21 protein-coding genes are annotated in these 19,961 nt (G+C 62.8%); 11 read left to right on the forward strand and 10 right to left on the reverse strand.

All coding sequences use genetic code 11. The annotated features are described in order from the left end of the window. Positions 1-13: 13 nt before the first annotated feature. The 5 genes from OIU37_RS33335 to OIU37_RS33355 are packed head-to-tail and all read right to left on the reverse strand — an operon-like array spanning position 14 to position 5,930. On the reverse strand, positions 14-958 hold the full coding sequence (locus OIU37_RS33335; protein WP_264259956.1) for an ABC transporter permease: 945 nt from the start codon (positions 956-958) through the stop codon (positions 14-16). Next, positions 955-2,004, reverse strand: coding sequence for an ABC transporter permease (locus tag OIU37_RS33340; RefSeq protein WP_264259957.1), 1,050 nt, complete (start codon positions 2,002-2,004; stop codon positions 955-957). The genes OIU37_RS33335 and OIU37_RS33340 overlap by 4 nt, the downstream gene beginning before the upstream one ends. Further along, the gene (locus OIU37_RS33345) at positions 1,994-3,526 is read right to left on the reverse strand and encodes an ABC transporter ATP-binding protein (protein ID WP_264259958.1); all 1,533 of its coding nucleotides are present in this window, start codon (positions 3,524-3,526) and stop codon (positions 1,994-1,996) included. The genes OIU37_RS33340 and OIU37_RS33345 overlap by 11 nt, the downstream gene beginning before the upstream one ends. Continuing rightward, positions 3,523-4,935 carry an amidase gene (locus OIU37_RS33350; protein ID WP_264259959.1) on the reverse strand — a complete coding sequence of 471 codons (1,413 nt, stop codon included), beginning with the start codon at positions 4,933-4,935 and terminating at the stop codon, positions 3,523-3,525. The genes OIU37_RS33345 and OIU37_RS33350 overlap by 4 nt, the downstream gene beginning before the upstream one ends. A gap of 8 nt (positions 4,936-4,943) precedes the next feature. Beyond that, positions 4,944-5,930, reverse strand: coding sequence for a BMP family protein (locus OIU37_RS33355; protein ID WP_011649722.1), 987 nt, complete (start codon positions 5,928-5,930; stop codon positions 4,944-4,946). A 216-nt stretch (positions 5,931-6,146) separates the two neighbouring features. Between OIU37_RS33355 and OIU37_RS33360 the strand changes: the two genes are divergently transcribed. From OIU37_RS33360 to OIU37_RS33370, 3 genes are read left to right on the forward strand one after another with little or no spacing between them, the layout of a single operon-like run. Then, positions 6,147-6,776, forward strand: a complete 630-nt coding sequence (locus OIU37_RS33360; RefSeq protein ID WP_171605256.1) for a CDP-alcohol phosphatidyltransferase family protein — start codon at positions 6,147-6,149, stop codon at positions 6,774-6,776. Further along, positions 6,773-7,393 carry a 1-acyl-sn-glycerol-3-phosphate acyltransferase gene (locus OIU37_RS33365; RefSeq protein ID WP_168307735.1) on the forward strand — a complete coding sequence of 207 codons (621 nt, stop codon included), beginning with the start codon at positions 6,773-6,775 and terminating at the stop codon, positions 7,391-7,393. Before OIU37_RS33360 ends, OIU37_RS33365 begins: the two co-directional genes overlap by 4 nt. Further along, entirely contained in the window at positions 7,390-8,319 is a 930-nt protein-coding gene (locus tag OIU37_RS33370) for a phosphatidate cytidylyltransferase (protein ID WP_171605257.1), read from the forward strand. Before OIU37_RS33365 ends, OIU37_RS33370 begins: the two co-directional genes overlap by 4 nt. A 13-nt stretch (positions 8,320-8,332) precedes the next feature. Here OIU37_RS33370 and OIU37_RS33375 read toward each other — a convergent pair whose 3' ends face one another. The 3 genes from OIU37_RS33375 to OIU37_RS33385 form a co-directional block, all read right to left on the reverse strand. Next, positions 8,333-8,656, reverse strand: coding sequence for a chaperone modulator CbpM (locus tag OIU37_RS33375; RefSeq protein WP_264259960.1), 324 nt, complete (start codon positions 8,654-8,656; stop codon positions 8,333-8,335). 2 nt (positions 8,657-8,658) lie between these two features. Beyond that, positions 8,659-9,573 carry a J domain-containing protein gene (locus tag OIU37_RS33380; protein WP_264259961.1) on the reverse strand — a complete coding sequence of 305 codons (915 nt, stop codon included), beginning with the start codon at positions 9,571-9,573 and terminating at the stop codon, positions 8,659-8,661. Between the two features lie 143 nt (positions 9,574-9,716). After that, positions 9,717-10,184: a universal stress protein gene (locus OIU37_RS33385; RefSeq protein ID WP_264259962.1), complete on the reverse strand. Its 468-nt coding sequence runs from the start codon at positions 10,182-10,184 to the stop codon at positions 9,717-9,719. A gap of 158 nt (positions 10,185-10,342) precedes the next feature. On the opposite strand from OIU37_RS33385, the gene OIU37_RS33390 reads away from it, so the two are divergent. Further along, positions 10,343-11,245: an NAD(P)-dependent oxidoreductase gene (locus OIU37_RS33390; RefSeq protein WP_264259963.1), complete on the forward strand. Its 903-nt coding sequence runs from the start codon at positions 10,343-10,345 to the stop codon at positions 11,243-11,245. A gap of 66 nt (positions 11,246-11,311) precedes the next feature. On the opposite strand, the gene OIU37_RS33395 is transcribed toward OIU37_RS33390, so the two are convergent. Continuing rightward, positions 11,312-12,136, reverse strand: coding sequence for a phosphoenolpyruvate hydrolase family protein (locus OIU37_RS33395; protein ID WP_264259964.1), 825 nt, complete (start codon positions 12,134-12,136; stop codon positions 11,312-11,314). A 10-nt stretch (positions 12,137-12,146) separates the two neighbouring features. Continuing rightward, entirely contained in the window at positions 12,147-13,343 is a 1,197-nt protein-coding gene (locus OIU37_RS33400) for a Tm-1-like ATP-binding domain-containing protein (RefSeq protein WP_264259965.1), read from the reverse strand. A gap of 131 nt (positions 13,344-13,474) precedes the next feature. On the opposite strand from OIU37_RS33400, the gene OIU37_RS33405 reads away from it, so the two are divergent. From OIU37_RS33405 to OIU37_RS33435, 7 genes are all read left to right on the forward strand, one after another. Beyond that, a complete protein-coding gene (locus OIU37_RS33405) occupies positions 13,475-14,140 on the forward strand; it encodes a GntR family transcriptional regulator (protein WP_182211147.1) in 666 nt (221 codons plus the stop codon). A gap of 89 nt (positions 14,141-14,229) precedes the next feature. Further along, positions 14,230-15,483 carry an ABC transporter substrate-binding protein gene (locus OIU37_RS33410; RefSeq protein ID WP_264259966.1) on the forward strand — a complete coding sequence of 418 codons (1,254 nt, stop codon included), beginning with the start codon at positions 14,230-14,232 and terminating at the stop codon, positions 15,481-15,483. A 59-nt stretch (positions 15,484-15,542) separates the two neighbouring features. After that, positions 15,543-16,490, forward strand: a complete 948-nt coding sequence (locus OIU37_RS33415; protein WP_372353399.1) for a carbohydrate ABC transporter permease — start codon at positions 15,543-15,545, stop codon at positions 16,488-16,490. Continuing rightward, positions 16,487-17,314 carry a carbohydrate ABC transporter permease gene (locus OIU37_RS33420; RefSeq protein WP_180695501.1) on the forward strand — a complete coding sequence of 276 codons (828 nt, stop codon included), beginning with the start codon at positions 16,487-16,489 and terminating at the stop codon, positions 17,312-17,314. Before OIU37_RS33415 ends, OIU37_RS33420 begins: the two co-directional genes overlap by 4 nt. 2 nt (positions 17,315-17,316) lie before the next feature. Next, the gene (locus OIU37_RS33425) at positions 17,317-18,408 is read left to right on the forward strand and encodes a Gfo/Idh/MocA family protein (RefSeq protein ID WP_171605266.1); all 1,092 of its coding nucleotides are present in this window, start codon (positions 17,317-17,319) and stop codon (positions 18,406-18,408) included. A gap of 16 nt (positions 18,409-18,424) precedes the next feature. Further along, on the forward strand, positions 18,425-18,805 hold the full coding sequence (locus OIU37_RS33430) for a cupin domain-containing protein (RefSeq protein ID WP_129417095.1): 381 nt from the start codon (positions 18,425-18,427) through the stop codon (positions 18,803-18,805). Positions 18,806-18,839: 34 nt separating this feature from the next. Further along, positions 18,840-19,919: an ABC transporter ATP-binding protein gene (locus OIU37_RS33435; RefSeq protein ID WP_180695499.1), complete on the forward strand. Its 1,080-nt coding sequence runs from the start codon at positions 18,840-18,842 to the stop codon at positions 19,917-19,919. Positions 19,920-19,961 lie beyond the last annotated feature (42 nt).

Genomic DNA, 19,961 nt, shown 5'->3' on the forward strand with positions numbered 1-19,961 from the left:
GGACAGAAGTGGTTCAGCGTTCGCCGCGGCGATAGGGCTGCATCAGCGCCTGTGGAACGCGGGCGCGGCGGGCCATGACGGCAAGGGCGGCAATGGAAAGGATATAGGGCGTCATCAAAAAGAGCTGATAGGGCACGAGCCCGCTCAGTGCGGTTTGCAGCCGAAGCTGAAAGGCATCGAAGAAGGCGAAGAGCAGGGCGCCGAAAAGCGCGCGGCCCGGCCGCCAGGAGGCGAAGACGACAAGCGCGATGCAGATCCAGCCACGCCCCTGCACCATGGTCGGGAAAAAGCTGTTGAAGGCCGACAGTGTCAGGAAGGCGCCGCCTATTCCCATCAGCGCGCTTCCCATGATGACCGCGCCATAGCGCACCTTCATCGGATTGACGCCCTGGGCTTCCGCCGCATGCGGATTTTCGCCGGTCATGCGGATTGCAAGGCCGACGGGTGTGCGGAAGATGATGTAGGCCATCAACAGGGCGATGATGATCGCAAGATAGGTCGGCGCCGTCTGGGTGAAGAAGGCCGGCCCGATGAAGGGCAGCGTCGAGAGACCCGGAATGGCGATCGGCTGGAACGGCACGATGGTGGGCGGAGTATTGGCAAGCGGCACGATCAGCCGGAAGACATAATAGCTGAAGCTGGAGGCAAAGAGCGTGACGCCGAGACCGGACACATGCTGGGAGAGACCGAGCGTCACCGTCAGCCCCGCATGCAGCAGGCCGAAGACGCCGCCGGCCAGCGCAGCAATCAGCAGGCCGGTCCAGAGATCGGCGCCGTGATAGACGGAAAGCCAGCCGATCATCGCGCCGAAGGTCATGATGCCTTCGATGCCGAGATTGAGCACACCGGCCCGTTCGCAAAGCAGTGCGCCGAGCGTGCCGAAAATCAGCGGCGTGGCGATCCGCAGGATTGCCGCCCAGAGCCCGGCGGAAGCGATGATGTCCAACAGCTGCATCATCGCCGGATCCTGTATTGGGTAAAGAACAAGGCAATCAGCATCGTCAGCAGCGACAGCGCCACCGTGACATCGGCGATATAGGTCGGGATGCCGAGGCCGCGGCTCATGCCATCCGCGCCCACGAACATGGTGGCGGTGAAAATAGCGGCGAAGACGACGCCGAGTGGATTGAGGTTGGCAAGCATGGCGACAACGATGCCGGCATAGCCGAAGCCGGGCGACAGATCGGTCGTCACATAACCCTTGACGCCCATGACCTCGATCGCTCCCGCCAACCCTGCAAGCCCGCCGGAGAGACAGGCGACCTTCACCAGCGTTCTGCCGAGCGGGACGCCGGCGAAGATGGCCCCGCCGGGGTTGAGGCCTGCGGCGCGCGACTGCATGCCGAACACGGTGCGCGACTGGACGAAATGGACGATGATGGCCAGCGCGATCGCGATCGCAAAGCCGATATGCAGGCGCGAGCGGGCGATCAGCTTCGGCAGCATGGCGTGATCGCTGACGGATTGCGACTGCGGCCAGCCGAAGGCCAGCGGATCCTTGAGGATGCCATCGATCAGCATCGAGACGAACAGCACGGCGATGAAATTCAGGAGCAGGCTGGTGACGACCTCATCGACGGAGAAGCGCAGCCTGAGCCAGAGCGGGATCAGGATCAGCACCATGCCGGCAATGGCGCCGACCAGCAGCAGCAGCGGAATGAGGATGGGGGCGGGAAGATTGCCGAGCAGCTTCGAGCTCGCAGCAGCAACGGCGATGGCACCGAGATAGAACTGGCCCTCCGCACCGATATTCCAGAGCCGCGCCCGGAAAGCGACGGCAGCAGCAAGCCCCGTCAGCATCAGCGGCGTTGCCCGCGTCAGCGTCTCCGTCGCCGACAGCCGCGAGCCGAAGGCACCGATCAGGATGCGCCAGTAGGCATCGATAACAGGCGCGCCGGCGATTGATATCAGAATGCCGGCCAGCGCCAGTGCCGCGATGACCGCGATCACAGGCGTGACGATCAGCAGGTAAAGCGGACGGTGCTCGCGGCGCTCAAATCGCATGGCCGACCTCTGGGGTTTCCTGCCATTCGCCGGCCATCATCAGCCCCAGCCTGCGGGCATCGGCGCTTTCGGCCGCGACGGGCGGGGACAGGCGGCCGCCGACGATCGCCTGTATGCGATCGGCAAGCGCGATCACCTCGTCGAGGTCTTCCGAGATCAACAGCACGGCAGTACCCTGCCGGCGAGCTTCGAGCAGGCGGGCGTGAACGGCGGCCACCGCCCCTTCGTCGAGACCGCGCGCGGGCTGCGCGGCAATCAGGATGCGTGGCCGCCGATGCAGGTTGCGGCCGAGAATGAGCTTTTGCATATTGCCGCCCGAGAGCAGCCGGGCGCGAATGGCCGGGCCGCCGCCTCGAACATCGAACCCGTCGATAATTTCGCTCGCGAAGGCCATGCCCGCCTTGCGGTTGACGAGGCCACGGCGCGAAAAGGCCGGTGAGGCGATGCGCTCCAGTACGGTGTTTTCCCAGATCGCCATTTCGCCGATCACGCCCTCCTCATTGCGATCCTCGGGAATGCGGCCGATCCCGGCTTCGACGACATCGGAAACACTGAGATTGCCGATGGCTTCGCCAAACAGCAGCAGGTCGCCGGCGTTCCGCGCCAGCATTCCGGAGAGAAGATGCGCCAATGTCGCCTGGCCATTGCCCGAAACGCCGATGATGCCGAGGATCTCGCCTTCGTGCAGCCGGAAGCTGATCGACTTCAGCCGATCGATGCCGCCGGTGCGCACCGTCACATCGGCCGCTTCGAGGGCAAGGGCGCCGGGTGTCGACGGCTCGCGCACGGGCCGCGTCACACGGCGGCCGACCATCAGTTCGGCGAGCTCCGCCTTGCTGGTGTTCGACGCCCTACGCTCGGCGACCATCTTGCCGCCGCGCAGGACGACGATGCGGTCGGCCGCGGCCATGACCTCGTCGAGCTTGTGCGAGATGAAGATCAGCGACAGGCCCTGGCGAGCCATTTCCCTCAGCGTCGTGAACAGCCGTTCGGCCTCGATATTGGTCAGCACCGCCGTCGGCTCGTCGAGGATCAGGATGCGGGCATCGTTATAGAGCGCCTTGAGGATCTCGACGCGCTGCTGCTCGCCGACCGACAGGTCGCCAAGGCGGGCATCCGGATCGACCTTGAGGCCGAAGCGCTCGGAGATTGTGAGCAGCTTCTTCCGTGCCGCCGATGTTCCCGAGCGCCAGGACCACAGTTTTTCGGTGCCGGTCATGACATTTTCGAGAACGGTCAGATTGGGCGCGAGCGAGAAATGTTGATGCACCATGCCGACGCCGGCGCGGATCGCTGCACGCGGCTTGCCCTGCGGCACCTCCGCGCCCTCGATCAGGATTCGGCCGGCATCCGGCATGTAATGGCCGAAAAGGATACTCATCAGCGTGGTCTTGCCGGCACCGTTCTCGCCGAGCAGGGCGACGACCTCGCCCTTGGCCAGGGTCATGGAAATATCGTCATTGGCGAGATTGTCGCCGAAACGCTTGCTGACACCTGTAATCTCCAGCACCGGCCCGGTCATGACGGCTGTCCTGCAACGGGAAAACGGTGCTGCCATCGCCCCTCTGCCTCCAGCCGTGCGGCAAGCGACAGGAGACGTGGCTCATGGCCCATCGGCGCCATGATCTGCACCGGCAGCGGCATGGCATGCTCATCCTGTCCGAAAGGCAGTGTCAACGCAGGAAAACCCGAAATATTGGCGAGGCAGGCAAGCGGCGCAAAGGCCGTCATCCGCTCAAGATGCAGATCCGTATCGGCATGATCGGACGGAAAGGAGCCGATCGCAAGAGGCGCAGAAGACAGCATCGGCATCAGGATGCAATCGACCCTGTCGAACAGCGCCCAGAGCTTATGGCTCACCAGGACGGCATCGTTCAGCGTGTTCCAGAGCGATGTAGCCGAAAGCGCCCTTCCGCGCACCGCGAAGGCCTGCGTCAGCGGCTCGGCCCTGCTTTCATCGAGAGCCGCCCCCTCGATGAGAGCGGCGAGGTTGGCGGAGACGATATCGGCGAAGACGCGGCCGCTTGAAGTAACGCTCCATTCGAACTCGGCCCAGCTCAGCGGAACGATGTCGTGTCCGTCGCTCTCGAGCGCACGAGCCGCATCTTCAATTGCCACGAGCCGATCACCCTCAGTCGGATAGGCCGGCCCGGTATCGGCAAGCAGGCCGATCCGCAAACGGCCATTGCCGCTATCGACAGGGAAGGGGTCCGGAAAAGGTCCTCGCGATTTGCCGCTCAGCCTGTCCAAAATCAGCGCCGTATCCCGCACCGAGCGGCAGACCGCGAGTTCGCTCGCGATACCGGCCAGGTGGTTGCCGAAGGCTGGCCCGCCGGGAATGGCGCCGCGCGTCGGCTTCATTCCGACAAGGCCGCAGCAGGCGGCGGGCACACGGATCGAGCCGCCGGCATCGGTGGCATGCGCAATCGCGACGATCCCGGCGGCGACCGCTGCCGCCGCACCGCCGGAGGAACCGCCCGCAGTGCGTGCCGGATCGAGCGGGTTGCGACAGATCGACCCGATCGCCGGTTCGCTGGCGAGCGACAGGCCGAATTCCGGGCTCGTCGTCAGGCCGAACAGGCAGAAGCCGGCGTCGCGGAAACGGGTAGCCAGATCAGAATCCGCTTTGCCGCCCTTTCTTTCGAAGAGACGGGAACCGGCGGTCACCGGCAGCCCGGCAAAGGGGCCGCCAAGATCCTTTGCCAAGGTCGGTACACCGCCAAAGGGCCGGGCGGCAGAGCGTTCGGGCTCGCTCCGCCGTTCCCGGTCGCTGTCGTTCGCCGAGGCGAGGCCTATGGCGGCATCCAGATAGGCGATGGCGCCGAGCGGCTCCTGCCGCTGAGCCGCCTCAAGGGAAGCCTGCATCGCCTCCGTAGCGCTCAGGCTGCCATGCCTGATCGCCGCCGCCAGATCCGTCGCATCACCTTGCATGAGCCGGATTACTTCGGCTCGTCCATCATCTTCGGAACTTCGAAGGTGCCGGCCTTGATCTCCGCCCGCTTGGCTTCCATCGCAGCCTCGGCCTCGGCGGGTGCCACGCCCTTCACGAAGACGATGTCGCTGCCGCCTTCCTTCATCAGGCCGTAGGACGTGTAGTTCCTGCCGACCGGCTTTCCGGCAGCGACATCGGCGATCGCAGCGTCCAGGATCGGGCGGAAATACCACATGGCGTTGGCAAACACCGTATCCGGATAACGCGGCGTATAGTCGATCAGCGAACCGACCGACTTGATGCCGCGCTCCTTGGCGGCATCGGCGGTGCCGATGCGCTCGCCGAACAGGATGTCGGCGCCGGCGTCGATCTGGGCAAGACCGGCTTCACGGGCCTTCGGCGGATCGAAGAAAGTGCCGATGAACGAGACGAGGTGCTTTGCGTCCGGGTTGACCGCCTTGACGCCCGCCGCGAACGCGTTGATCAGCATGTTGACCTCGGGGATCGGGATGGCGCCGACCGAACCGACGACATTCGACTTGGTCATCTTGCCCGCCAGCATGCCGGCGAGATAGGCGCCGTCGTGGTTCCAGGTGCCGAAGACGCCGAAATTGTCGCCGGCCTGCTCGCCGCTCGAACCCAGCACGAAAGCGGTGTCGGGATAGTCGGTCGCGACCTGCCGGGCCTCTTTCTCCACCGCATAGGCCTCGCCGATGATCAGCTTGTTGCCCTGTTCGGCATATTCGCGCATGGCGCGCGGATAATCGGTGCCGGAGACTCCTTCGGAGAAGACATATTCGATCACGCCTTCCTTCGCCGCGTCCTGCAGGGCCTTGTGCAGACAGGAGTTCCAGGCATTTTCGACCGGCGACGCATGAATGCCGGCAACCTTCAGCGGCGCAGCTGCCCTTGCCAGCGGGGCAAAGCCGCTGACCCCGAGCGCAATGCCGGACGCGATCACTGCCCGGCGTGAAATCAGGATATCTTTGGTCATTGATTGTTCCCCTTTTTTACCATTTGGTTCAAAAATCATAGTAGCGCCCAAAAATGTGTCAAGCAGCAAACAGGCTTAAAAATCAGGCTGTTCGACCCATGCTCGCCGCCGGCTCGCCGAAGCGCGGAGGCGATGGGCTGGATTTACAAGGTGTTACATCTTGGCGTGACGACGTCGGCAGGATATGCAAGGATCATCGGGGTTGGGGGACATGAAATGGGGGAAGAAGAGGGCGCCTCGCGGCGACCGATCGCGAGCCGGTCGTCGTCCTGGGCCATCGGCCTGAGCGCGTGGCTGGCGCGGAGCGGCGCGACACCGAACGGCATTTCGCTTTTATCGGTCGTATTCGCGGGTATAGGCGCAGCCCTCATCGTTTTCACAACACATCCGATTGCCATGGTTTGCGCCGCGATCTCGGTGCAACTGCGGCTCGTCTGCAATCTGCTGGACGGAATGGTCGCGATCGAAGGCGGCAAGAAAACCAAGAGCGGACCGCTCTACAATGAATTTCCCGACCGGGTCGCCGACAGCCTGTTTCTCGTCGCGGCTGGCTATGCCTGCGGCTTTGGCTGGCTCGGCTGGCTCGCTGCTCTACTCGCCGCACTGACCGCCTATATCAGGGTCTTCGGAGGATCGGTCGGCCTTCCCCAGGACTTCAGCGGCATCATGGCCAAGCAGCGCCGCATGGCGGTGCTGACGGCGGGCCTCCTCGCCCAGAGCGTCGAGACGCTGATATCAGGCAGCCACTGGTCGCTGATCCTGGCATGCGCGGTCATCGCGGCCGGCAGCCTTGTCACCTGCATCACACGCACGATAACGCTTGCTCGTTCCCTGGAGAGACTATGATCGCGCTCATCCGTCGCCTTCTCGTGCTGTTCGTCCGTATCCTGGTCGGCGCCCGAAGTGAATGGCGGGGCTGCGCGCCCGATCCCCGCCGCCGCATCTATTTCGCCAATCACAACAGCCATGTCGATACCGTCGCCGTCATGGCAGCCCTGCCGTGGCCGGTGCGCCGGCTGACCCATCCGGTCGCCGCACGAGATTACTGGGGAACCAACGCCTTTCGCCGCTTCATCGCCGAGAAAGGCCTGCGCGCCGTCCTGATAGACCGCAAGCCTCCGCCGGACAGCAACCCGCTGGAGCCTCTCGAGCGCCTGCTCGAGGAAGGCCGTTCGATCCTGATTTTTCCCGAGGGGACGAGAAGTGCCACCGATGAGATCGCCCCGTTCCGCAGCGGCATCTATCGCCTCGCCTGCCGTTTTCCAGATGTCGATCTCGTGCCGATCCATCTCGACAACCTTCAGCGCATCCTGCCGAAGGGAAGCATGCTGATCGTCCCGATCACCTGCACGGCGCGCTTCGGCAAGCCGCTCCGCGTCGAACCCGGCGAGGAAAAGGACGCCTTCCTGGCTCGCGCCCGTGCCGCGGTCATTGATCTCGCAGATGGGGGGCATGCGGCATGACCAGCCTGTTCTCCCTTGTGCTGGCCGCGATCCTCGGTCTGCTTGCCGTCGCCTCCGCCATCGGTTTCATCCTGCAGCGACGCGCGACAGAACCCGGCTCCGTCGCCACCGTTCAGAACCTCAACGCCCGTATCCGCTCCTGGTGGATCATGGTCGCAGTGTTCGGCGGCGCGATCCTGCTCGGCGATACGGCCACCGTCATCCTGTTCGCATTCCTGTCCTTTATGGCGCTTCGCGAATTCTGGACGCTGACACCATCGCGGCGCGGCGATCATCTGGCGCTTTTCCTGTCCTTCTTCGTTGTGCTGCCGCTGCATTACGTGCTGCTCGGAACGGAGTGGTACGGCCTGTTTGCGATCTTCATCCCGGTCTATGCCTTCCTGATCCTGCCGGCGGTGGCGACCTTGACAGGTGACGTCAACGAATTCCTCGCGCGGACCGCCAGAGTGCAATGGGGATTGATGCTGACGGTCTATTCGATCAGCCACGCTCCCGCACTGCTCATGCTGGAGACCGGCACGCCGTCGGCGCTCCTTCTCGTCTATCTGGTCGTGGTCGTGCAGCTCAGCGACGTCTTCCAATATGTCTGGGGCAAGCTCCTCGGAAAGCACCGTTTCTCGCCGAATATCAGCCCGTCGAAGACGATCGAAGGACTGGTCGGAGGCGGCGCCTCGGCCATCCTCGTGGGAACGCTGCTTTATCGCCTGACGCCGTTCTCGCCGCTGCAGGCCGCTGCCATCAGCACGGTCATCGTCGTCGCGGGCTTCTTCGGCGGCTTCGTGCTCTCGGCCATCAAGCGCGATCTCAATGCCAAGGACTGGGGCTATGTGATCGAGGGCCATGGCGGCGTGCTTGACCGCCTGGATTCCATCACCTTTGCCGCACCGCTGTTCTTCCACATCGTCCGCTACTGGTTCACCACGTAGAAGCTGGTTCTGGCTAAAGCCGGTCGATCTCCTCGAGGCTCTCGAACAGCCGGCGCTGAACATCCCGCTCCTGCTTGCCGATGGCGGTCATCAGCCTGCCCATCGTCCCCCGCAGGCCGTGCAACTCGTCGACCAGCTCCATGACGACATCGACGCCGGCTTCGTTGACACCCATGTTTCCCATGAGGTCCAGGATCAGCCGGGCGCGTGCGACGTCGGCGTCGCGAAATTGCCTCTGGCCGCCTGACGTCTCAGGGATCAGCCAACCCTGTTCGATCCAGAGGTCGAGCTGGAAGATGTCGATTTTCAAGCAAAGACGGAATTCGAGATCATCCATGATCAAGCCTCCATGTTCTTTCTCGGATCGTAGGAGTTTGCCGTCGCCCATTCCTTCATCAAGTCGGTCAGCCGCTCATCCGGGGCGTCGGGCAGCACGATCTTCAGCGAGATGTAGACGTCGCCGTGTCCGCCGCCGCGTTTTGGAACACCTTTGCTCTTGAGACGCAGGACCTTGCCCGTGTTCGAATGAGGCGGCAGGGTCAGATTGACCGGTCCCGACGGCGTCGGCACGCGAACCTTGCCACCAAGCACGGCCTCACTGAGGGAGATCGGCAGTTCCAGGCGGATATCGTCGCCGTCTCGCGTAAAGAAGCCGTGCGGGCGCACGCGGATTTCGATCAGGGCATCGCCCACCGGTCCACCGCCGATGCCCGGCTCGCCCTTGCCGCGCAGTCGCAAGGTCTGGCCGTCGCGCGTCCCCGGCGGGATCTGTACGTCGAGCGCCGGACCATTCGGCATCTTGACCTCCGTCCTGGTGCCGTTGACGGCCTCGAGAAAGTCGACCTCCATGGAAAATTGCCGGTCACGGCCACGACCACGGGTCTGGCCGCCGCCGGAACGACGTGAAAAGAAGCTGGCGAAGATATCGTCGGCATCGCTGAAATCGGCAAAGCCGGCGCTGTTGTGGTAGGGATCGCCAGGCCCGCTCTTCGACGCGTAGTCGCGGTAATAATTGCGCTGCGCCCGCTCGGCGCCCGTTATATCGATCTCGCCGCGGTCGAAGCGTCCGCGTTTTTGCTCGTCACTCAATATCTCGTAGGCCGTTGAAATTTGCTTGAACCGTTCCTCAGCTTTTTTGTCGCCGGGGTTAAGGTCGGGGTGAAGTTTCTTGGCGAGCTTGCGGAACGCGCTTTGAATATCCTTTTGCGTCGCATCGCGTTTCACGCCCAGAAGCTCGTAGGGATCCTGGCTCATACATGTCTCCGGTCGGGCAGCGAATACTGCTGGTTGGCTTGGCAATGATATAGGTTGTCGGGCCGCCGCCGAGGAGGGGAGGTCGACCACTCTGATCGACGTCAATCCGATAAAGCGCCGCTGTCACGCAAGCTCTCCAGAGCTTAGAACAACGCCGCGTCTTCCGCTGCGGACGCCGAATCTTCCTGTGCGCGATCGGGGCGCCGATCGATAAGAACCGAGCACCCGGCATGGCGCACGACCTTGTCGACGATCGAGGAGAAGACGTAGTCGGTGATATCGGGCACATGGGATGAAACCAGGATAAGATCGGCCGATTTCTCCCTTGCGACGGAGACGAGCAGGGAGGCTGCAACGCCGATGCGAACCTCGATCATCGCCGGAATTTCCATCTCCTTGCAGAGCGATGCTAGTTTCTTTTCGGCGTCGACGATGGCGGTCGTTTCGAATTCCTCGGGAAGCTCCATCAGGTGGCGGCGGGGGATATTCTCGATGACGTGCATGACGACGATGCTTCCGCCTTCGTCCACCAGCGCTGCAGCCCGGCGCAGAAGGCGGCTGGCCGTTTGGCGGGGACCCATGCCGATGCCGCAGATGATCGTCCGATACATTGAAATCCATATCCTCGAATGCGAATGATAGCACCGATCATACCAGTGTCGACCGTCTCGGCATTGACGAATATCAAGAAAACGTGCCGCAACGGCAGCGCGCACCAAGCGGCCAGCTCTTCGGAAGGGCTTCCGGCTGAATCGTCGCAGTTGACGGCATGGCCATCGGCAACATTTCTAACCTGATGACGTCATTGATTGAGGTTCAAATGCCGGATTTTGCGATTATCGGATCGGGCGCGATGGGAAGCGCTGTCGCCAAACGGCTGATCGACCACGGCGCTACGGTGCTGACCTATCTCGAGGGCAGGAGCGAGCAGACGATTGCGCGGGCAAAGGCAGCCGGCATGGTGCCGGTCGGCCGCCAGGAGCTGACGAAGGCCGAGCTGATCCTGTCGATCGTTCCGCCGGCGGAGGCGATCAAGGTCGCCGAACTCGTCGCAGACATATCGTCCGGAACGCAAGCGCCGCCGCCCTTCGTCGACCTCAACGCGATTGCGCCGAAAACGATGCAGGCTTTGGCGGCACGCTTCGAAGGCAGCGGCGTCGAGGTGCTTGACGGTGCGATCATCGGCGGGCCGCCGGTCGCCGGCAAATCAGGTCCGACCATCTATATCAGCGGCGATAGTGCCAAGCCGAGCAGGCTGCTCGAGGATTGCGGCCTGCGGATCCGCAGGCTCGACGGACCGCTCGGCGCCGCCTCGGCGCTGAAGATGTGTTATGCCGGCATCAACAAGGGATTTATCGGCCTTGGCACCGCCATGCTGCTTGCCGCATCGCGTTCAGGTGCTGCCGAAAGCCTGAAGGCGGAGCTCTCCGAAAGCCTTCCCGACGTCGACCGCAAGCTGTCGAGATCCATTCCCGACATGTATCCGAAAGCCTATCGATGGGTTGCCGAAATGCAGGAGATCGCCAATTTCCTCGGCGAGGATGATCCGGCCGCGACCATCTTCCGCAGCATGGCGGACGTCTTTGCCGGGATGGCGAGCGACGTCGAGGGGAGCCGCGTGCTCGTCGGGCAGCTGGACGAGATCATCGGACGCCCTGGAACCGACAACTGACCTCCGCCGCCGGCACCCCACATCGGTGGAGCCGGCAGCAGGCTTCGTGCCCGATCCAGGCCATGCCTATATCGTCGCGAATTGCTCGACTTGGGCCCGGATCGCGACCTCGGTCGGCAAGCGCTCCATCGAACTCGCGCCGTAAAAGCCGTTGCAACCCCTGCAGCGGGCAAGCACATAGGCCGCATCTGCAGGCATGGCGATCGGACCGCCATGGCAGAGCACGATGATGTCGTCGCGGACTGACCTTGCGGCATCCGACCATTCGTTGATCTTCTCCACGCATCCGTCGAGCGTCAGCGCCGTTTCGGCGCCGATCGCGCCGCCTGTGGTCAGGCCGAGATGGCAGACGACGATATCAGCGCCGGCTTTGGTCATGGCAACGGCGTCCTCGCTGCTGAAGACATAGGGTGTGGTCAGCATGTCCTTGGCGTTGGCGCGGGCGATGATATCGATTTCCAGATCGAAGCCCATGCCGGTCTCTTCGAGATTGGCGCGAAACGTGCCGTCGATCAGCCCGACGGTCGGAAAGTTCTGGATGCCGGCAAAACCCATTGCCTTCAGCTCGTCGAGGAAGTGATCGGGCAGCACGAAAGGGTCGGTGCCGTTGACGCCGGCAAGCACCGGCGTGTGGCGCACGACCGGCAGGACCTCGCGGCCCATCTCCTTGACGATCTCGTTGGCATTGCCATAAGCGAGCAGGCCGGCAAGCGAGCCGCGTCCGGCCATGCGGTAACGGCCGGAATTGTAGATCACGATCAGATCGATGCCGCCGGCCTCCTCGCTCTTGGCGGAAAGGCCGGTGCCGGCGCCGCCGCCGATGATCGGCCGGCCCTCGGCAATCTTGCGGCGAAGCTTGTTCAGAATGTCGTTTCTGTCGATGCGGGTCAAAACTCTCTCCTCAGGCATGGATCTCATGGAAGCCGGCAATGAGTGCCGTGGCGAATTCCGGGCTGTTGATATGGGCGTCTATCTCGACGAGACGCCTGTTCGGCGCGTCGCGCCAGCCGGCGCGAATGGCGGAAAACAGCGCCTCGTCGGCTTCGGGATCATGGAATGGCTGACCGGCAGCGTCGATCGCCGAAACGCCCTGAAGCGGCAGCAGGAAGCGGACCGGACCCTGCATCCGGTTGAGCCGTTCGACGATGAAAGCGCCGATCCTGCGGTTTTCCTCCGGCGTGGTGCGCATCAGGGTCACCTGCGCATTGTGGACGTGAAGCCTGCGGTCGCGGAAGGGCGCCGGAACGGTTTCCCGCGCTCCGAAATTCACCATATCCACGGCGCCGACCGAGCCGACATAGGGCAGGCCGGTGCGGATAATGGCGCCGAAGCGATCCTCGGTCGCCGGAAAAACACCGCCGATGAGAAGGTCGGGCACCTCCGTCGTCGTCACGTCGATCACGCCCTGCAGCAGACCGGAATCGGCAAGCTTCTCCATCGACTGGCCACCGACGCCGGTCGCATGGAAGACGTAGATCTCATGCGTCTTGCCAAGCATCTCGCGGATCTGGGTCACGCAAGAGGTGGTGACGCCGAACATGGTCATGCCAATGCCCGGCCGATCATCGCTAGAGGCGGGGATCGGGTTGCCGGCCATGCCGGCTGCAGCATTTCCGGCATTGCCGATCACTCTGCGCGAGATCGCGTTCAAGCCGGCGACGTCGACGACGGAATACATCATGGTGAGATCATTCGGTCCGACATAGGGCGCCACATTGCCCGAGGCGACCGTCGAGACCATCAGTTTCGGCACACCGATGGGAAGCGTCCGCATCGCCTCTGTCACCAGCGCGGTATTGCCGGTTCCGCCGAGGCCAAGCACGGCGCCGATGTCGTTGCGCGATTTCAGGAACGCGGTCAGCGCCTTGGCCATGGCCGAAACCGCCGTTCCCCGGTCAGTCTGCCCGAGCACGGCCGCGGCACCGTCCGGATGAAATTCTGCGACGTCTCGCGCCCGGACATCGGCGCGGACACTTTCGCCAACCGTGCCGACATCGACCAGCACGGCATCGGCTCCGGCCGAAAGAACCACCTCCCTGGCGTAGCTCAGTTCGGCGCCCTTGGTGTCGCAAGTGCCGACGATATAGACCTTTCCCATTGGTTTTCCTCCCCTTTTTGATCGATCTCTGATTTTCTTCCGACAAAATTCCGCATTTTGTATTTTCCATATTGTATATTATTTCGTATATTGCATACTTAAATCACGAACGCCAGACGGAAATGGAGACCATGAACGCACCGCGCCACCTCACCCTTCGCGAGCGGATCTACGAGGAAATCGTTCGCCTGATCGTCTCCGGCGAGCTGCCGAGCGGCGTCTCGATCGACGAAAAGGAACTGACGGAACGCCTGCAGGTCAGTCGCACACCGTTTCGCGAGGCAATCGGCACGCTCGCCAAGGAAGGGCTGATCGAGATCAAGCCTTATCGCGGCTTCTTCGTGCGCAGTTTCACGCCAAAGGAGATCGACGACCTCTACGAGCTTCGCAAGACGCTCGAATGCTTCGCCGTCGAACTTGCCGTTCCGCAGATGAGCGACCGGCATATCGCCGGCTTCGAACGCATGCTGGATGAGGCGGTGGTGGCACTCCGCCGCGGCGACATGGCGACCTACGGCATCCGCGACAAGGAGTTTCACGAGACCATCGCCGAGCTTTCGGGAAGCGCGCCGCTGATCGAAACGCTGGCGCGGCTCGCGCTGCAGATCCAGATCTGCCGCTCGATCGCCAATGAGAGCCGCGATCTGGCCGAAAGAGCGGCTGAGGAGCGCGACCAGATCCTGCAGGCGTTCCGGGCGCGCGACATCCCGCGCGCAAAGGCGCTGATGCACGCGCATATCAGCGATGTTCAGCAGGCCGTCATGGCGCGGTTTCAGAAGGAGAATCCGGCGCGCTAGCCGGATGAAATGCCAGTGGAATGAAGGAGAGGGAGGTCTCCTTTTCAACAAGTGAAAACGTGGCCGTGGAGCGGCCGGAGGAGGGAGCAATGCTGAAATTTCTTGCCCGCAGCACAGCGCTGGCGGCCATGATCGCCGCAAGTTCACTGGCGCATGCCGAAACTCTGAAAATGTGGGGTCCGGAACAGATCACCGAGCCGCTGGTCGCGCAGCTATGGAACGGCATCAAGGCCGATTTCGAAAAGGCCAATCCCGGCGTGACCGTCGAATTCACGCCGCCGACTGGGACGATCAGCAACGGCGCGGTGCAGGCGGCGATCCAGTCGGATGCCGGCCCGGATGTGATCCTCACCAATTCCGGCATCGGCCGCATCAGCGTCGTCAGGAATGCCAAGCAGGTCATGCCGCTCACCGAGCAATATGAAAAGCGCAGCTGGAAAGATGAGATCTATCCCTGGCTCTACACCGAGCTGAAGGGCCAGTTCGGCGGCGAGATCTACGAAGTTCCCGACGGTCTCGATGCTCTTGGCATCTGGTATCACAAGGATATTTTCGAAAAGGCCGGCTGGAAGATCCCGGCGACCTGGACCGAATTCGAAGCGCTGATGAAATCGATCCATGAGACCGGCCTGCAACCAATCGCCATCGGTCCGCGCACGACGGGCAGCGCCGGTCACCTCTTCGGCAACCTGCTGCAATCGGCGAGCGGCAAGGAGGCAATCGGCAAGGCGCTGCGCCGCGAGATCGCCTGGGACGAACCTCCGGTCGCCGCCGGCGCCATCCGGCTGCAGAAGCTGGTCGAGGCGGGCTACATCAAGAAGGAAATGGCCGGCCTCGATCTCGACGGCGCTTCGCGCCTCTGGTTCAACAAACGCGCGGCGATGTTCGTCGCCGGCCCGTGGTTCACCGCCAATGCCCGCAAGGCTGGCTATGACCTCGCCAACGCCGGTTACGCGCCCATGCCTTCCGACATCAAGGGTGCGGCGATACCGACCGGCGGTGTCGGATGGAGCTGGCTGGTGCCGGTCAATTCCAGGCAGCCGGAACTCGCAATAAAGTGGATCGACTTCATGCTGTCCGATGCGGTGATGAAGAAACGCGCGCAGGATCCGGCAAGCACGATGATCTATCCGCGCGAAATTCCGGGCGTCGAGCCGCCGACCGCTGTGCTGAAGGATATCTTCGCGGCTGCCGCCGGCGGCGTCGGCTACAATCCGAGCGTCTATCTGCCCGGCACCGTGCTCGACACCTACTTCCAGGTCATACAGGGCCTGATCTCCGGCCAGATCGGCGGCGAGGACGGTATGAAGCAGATCCAGACGAAGATGGCAGAGGCGAAATAGTGGTCATTCCAGAAACGCCCGGAAGCAAGGTCGTGGCTCCCCTCAGGGATGCGCCTGCCGTGGCGGGACATACGGGCGGCCTGTCCGCCCGTATGTCCGAACGCCGGACGGCTGGGGCCGCCTCATCTGATGGTTCATCCGATGGCGATGCCCGCACCGCATTGTGGCTGATGGCGCCGGCGCTCGCCCTTTATGCCGTCTTCACCTTGCTGCCGATCGCCGCCACCTTCTGGCTGAGCTTCAACAGCTCTGCCGGCTTCAATACCTCCGCCAGCTTCGTCGGCTTCGACAACTATGCCAAGGCGGCACAGGATCCGATCGTCTGGAAGAGCCTCGTCCATACCTTCCTCTGGCTGGCCTATCACGTGGTGATGGCAGGCGGGCTTGGCCTCCTGCTGGCGCTTGCCGTCAGCAGGCTGCGGATCACCCAGGTCTTCTTCCGAACCGCCTTCTTCCTGCCGCATCTGGTGTCGCTGGCGGTCGTCGGCGTCATCTGGGCCAATATCTACGATCCCTTCTTCGGCCTGCTGAATACCGCCTTGACGCGGATCGGGCTCGGCGCTTTCACGCAAGGGTGGCTTTCCGATCCCGCTTTGGTGCTCTTTTCCGTCAATGTCGCAAGCTCGTGGCAGGGCTTCGGCCTTTACATGCTGCTCTTCATCGCAGGCCTGCAGAACATCGACCGCTCGCTCTACGACGCAGCCGAAGTGGACGGCGCCAACGCCTTCCAGAAGCTGATCTACGTGACGCTGCCGGGGCTTCGCGAGGTCACGACCTTCGTCGTCTCGCTGGCGATGATCAACGGGTTAAAGGGTTTCGCCACCGTCTTCGTCATGACCAATGGCGGGCCGTTCTATCAGAGCGAGCTGATCACCACCTACATCTACCGGCTTGCTTTCCAGTCCCAGGACCACGGGCTTGCGGCGGTGCTCTGCATCTTGCTTAGCCTGCTTGCGATCACCATCACCATCGTCTTCAACCGCTGGCGCGCGAGGCTTTCGCAATGAGCGTCCGTAATCGCGAATGGCCGGTGGCGCTGGCGCTGACCCCGGCATTGATCCTGATCCTTGCCCCCTTCATCTGGCTGGTGGTCTCGAGTTTCAAGACCGAGGCCGAGATCGGCCAGGCCGACCCCTTCACCTGGCCCGCCGACCTGATGTGGCGGAACTATCTGGATGCATGGCAGATCGGCGGGTTCGGTGAACTCGTCGGCAACAGCCTCATCAATCTCATCGGCGTCGTCATCCTGTCGCTGATCACCTGCGCGCCTGCCGGCTATGCGCTCGCCAAGATCCGTTTTCCCGGCCGGGAATGGCTGTTCTACGCCTTCATCCTCGGCTTGACCGTGCCGGTCCAGGCGATCGTCATCCCGCTCTACCAGGTGCTTTTCGGGCTCAATCTCGTCAACACGCTGACCGGCATCGTCCTGGTGCAGGTGAGCAACGGCATTCCCTTCGGCATCTTCCTGATGCGGAGCTTCTTCATCGGCGTGCCTGATGATCTGATCGAGGCCGCCAAGATCGACGGCGCCTCCCATCTGCAGATCCTTACCAAGGTCTTTCTGCCGATCTCCACGCCGGCGGTGCAGGCGCTCGTCATCATCAGCGCGCTCTCCACCTGGAACGACTTTTTCCTGCCGCTGATCGTGCTGATCAGTCCCGAGGTACAGACGCTGCCGCTCGGGCTGGTCCGTTTCGCCAGCACCTATGCTTCCGACTACCGCCTGGTCTTTTCCGGGACCGTCATTTCATTCCTGCCGATCATTCTTCTCTACATCCTGATGCAGCGCCGCTTCACCGAGGGGCTGACGCAGGGAGCAATCAAGGGCTGACCATGTCGCATCATGTCCAGCGGGAAATCCGCTACAACTTCGAATACGACCACCGTATCAAGGCCTGCTTCATCGGCGCCGGCGGCCATGCCTATCGCAATGTCTATCCGGCGCTGCGTTACGCGCCGGTCGAACTTGCCGGCATCTGCGATCTCGATCTCGGCCGCGCCGAGAAATTCGCCAAACTTTTCGGCGCCGGGAAAGCCTATACCGATCATCGCGAAATGCTCGCACGGGAAAAGCCGGACCTGGTCTTTCTCGTCACCGCCTATCATCCTGACGGCCGGGTGCAGGCAACCGATCTGGCGCTCGACGCGCTTGCCGCGGGCGCTCACGTCTGGATGGAGAAGCCGACGGCGGCAAGCCTTGCCGATATCGAAAGGCTGCAGGCGGCAAGTGCGGCGGCCGGCCGCATGGTGATGACCGGTCTCAAGAAGACCTTCTTCCCGACCATCGAGAAGCTGAAGGATTTGATCGGCTCGCCCGGTTTCGGCCGGCTGACTTCGATCAATGTCCGCTATCCCCAGAGCCTGCCGAGCCCAGAAGACCGCGCCGATCTCGTCAAGATGCAGAGCTTTCTCGACCATATCTACCATCCAGGCGCCATCCTCAACTTCCTCGGCGGCGAGATCGAACGTGCGGGTTACGAATGGGAAGCGTTGACGGGCGCGACCGTCACCAGCCTGCGCTTCCGCTCCGGCGCGATCGGCACGCTGCATCTTGCCGCCGGCCAGTCCGGCGGCAGCATCTTCGAGCGGGTCGAGATCATCGGCGAAGGCGCCAACGCCATCGTCGAAAACGGCAGCCGGCTGACTTACTTCCGCAAGGCCGACTTGCCGTCCTACGGCCGCGCCGCAAGCTTCATCCAGCCGGACGAGAATGCGGCGCTGTTCTACGAACCGGAGCATTCGCTCGGCCAGCTCTACAACAACAACCTGTTTTATCTCGGTTATGTGCCCGAAATCCTGCATCTGACCGATGCGATCCTCTCCGGCACGCCGATCTCCAGGGGCACGCTCGAAATCGCCAGCGAGATCATGAAGCTCTTCGAATTCTACAGACGCGCGGATGCCGGCGTCACCACCAATCTCTGACAGGGGAGGAACAGCCTTGAGCGATAGCGATGTCATTTTCAGGAAAGCCGGCGGCGAATTCATGCCGACCACATGGGGCGAACTCAATTGGAAGATCACCGGCGACGGCACGCCCGGCGCCGAGATGACCTTCGGCACCTGCCGGATCAATCCCGGCGAGCGCAACCAGTTGCACTCGCATCCGGATTGCGAGGAAATTCTCTACGTCGTTTCCGGCCATTGCGAGCACAAGCTCGGCGATGCGCTCTATCGTCTCGAAGCCGGCGACGCCATCCGGATACCCCGCAATGTCCGTCACTGGGCGCGCGCGCTCGGTACCGAACCGCTCTTCGCCCTGATCATGTTTTCCTCCGGCACCAGGACGGCGGTCAATCATGAAGGCGAGGGCGCGGCCTGAAATCATCCTGTCTCGTGGGGGAGGGACTATCATCATGGCGTCGATTGCGCTTCACAACATCCGCAAGTCCTACGGCAGCCTGCCGGTCATCCACGGCGTCGACGTCGATATCGAAGATGGCGAATTCATCGTGCTCGTCGGACCGTCCGGCTGCGGCAAGTCCACGCTGCTGCGCATGATCGCCGGCCTGGAGACGATCTCGGACGGACGGCTTTCGATCGGCGGCCGCATGGTCAACGACCTGCCGTCGAAGGAGCGCGACATTGCCATGGTGTTCCAGAGCTATGCGCTCTATCCGCATCTGACGGTGGCCGAGAATATGGGCTTTTCCCTGAAGCTGCGCGGTACGGCCAAGGACGAGATCGGCCGCCGGGTGCAATCCGCCGCAAAGATCCTGAAGCTGGAACCCTATCTCGACCGCCACCCGCGCCATCTCTCAGGCGGCCAGCGTCAGCGCGTCGCCATGGGCCGCGCGATCGTACGCGATCCGAAAGTGTTCCTCTTCGACGAACCGCTTTCCAATCTCGACGCCAAGCTGCGCGTGGCGATGCGCGCCGAGATCAAGGAGCTTCACCAGCGGCTGAAGATCACCACCGTCTACGTCACCCACGACCAGACCGAAGCGATGACCATGGCCGACCGCATCGTCGTCATGCGTGACGGCATCGTCGAGCAGATCGGAACTCCGTTGGAGATCTATGATCGCCCCGCAACCACCTTCGTCGCCGGTTTCATCGGCATGCCGCCGATGAACCTGCTCAAGGGCCGCATCCAGGCCGACGCCCCTTCGATCTTCCGCACCAACAGCGGCGTCGCCATGCCACTGTCGCTGCGTCCCGGCACAGCCGATCCCGGTGAAGAGCTCATCTACGGCATCAGGCCGGAACAGTTCGTCATCGCCGACGAAGGAACGCCGGCGAAGATCGTCGTCGTCGAGCCGACAGGGGCAGAGGTACAGGTCGTCGCCCGGATCGGCGAAGAAAACGTCAACATGCTGTTTCGCGAGCGCATTGCCGTAAGGCCCGGCGACACGATCCGCTTCGCCTTGCGGGCCGCCACCGAACACCTGTTTTCAGCAGCAACAGGCAGGCGTCTTCCCGAGGCGGATGCCTGAAGCAGCCGTTTTCTTCAGCTTTGCCAAAACTCTGACGATTGC

Origin of the sequence: Rhizobium sp. BT-226 (assembly GCF_025847085.2) — a bacterium.
In the GTDB taxonomy this organism is placed as follows: Bacteria; Pseudomonadota; Alphaproteobacteria; order Rhizobiales; family Rhizobiaceae; genus Rhizobium; species Rhizobium sophorae.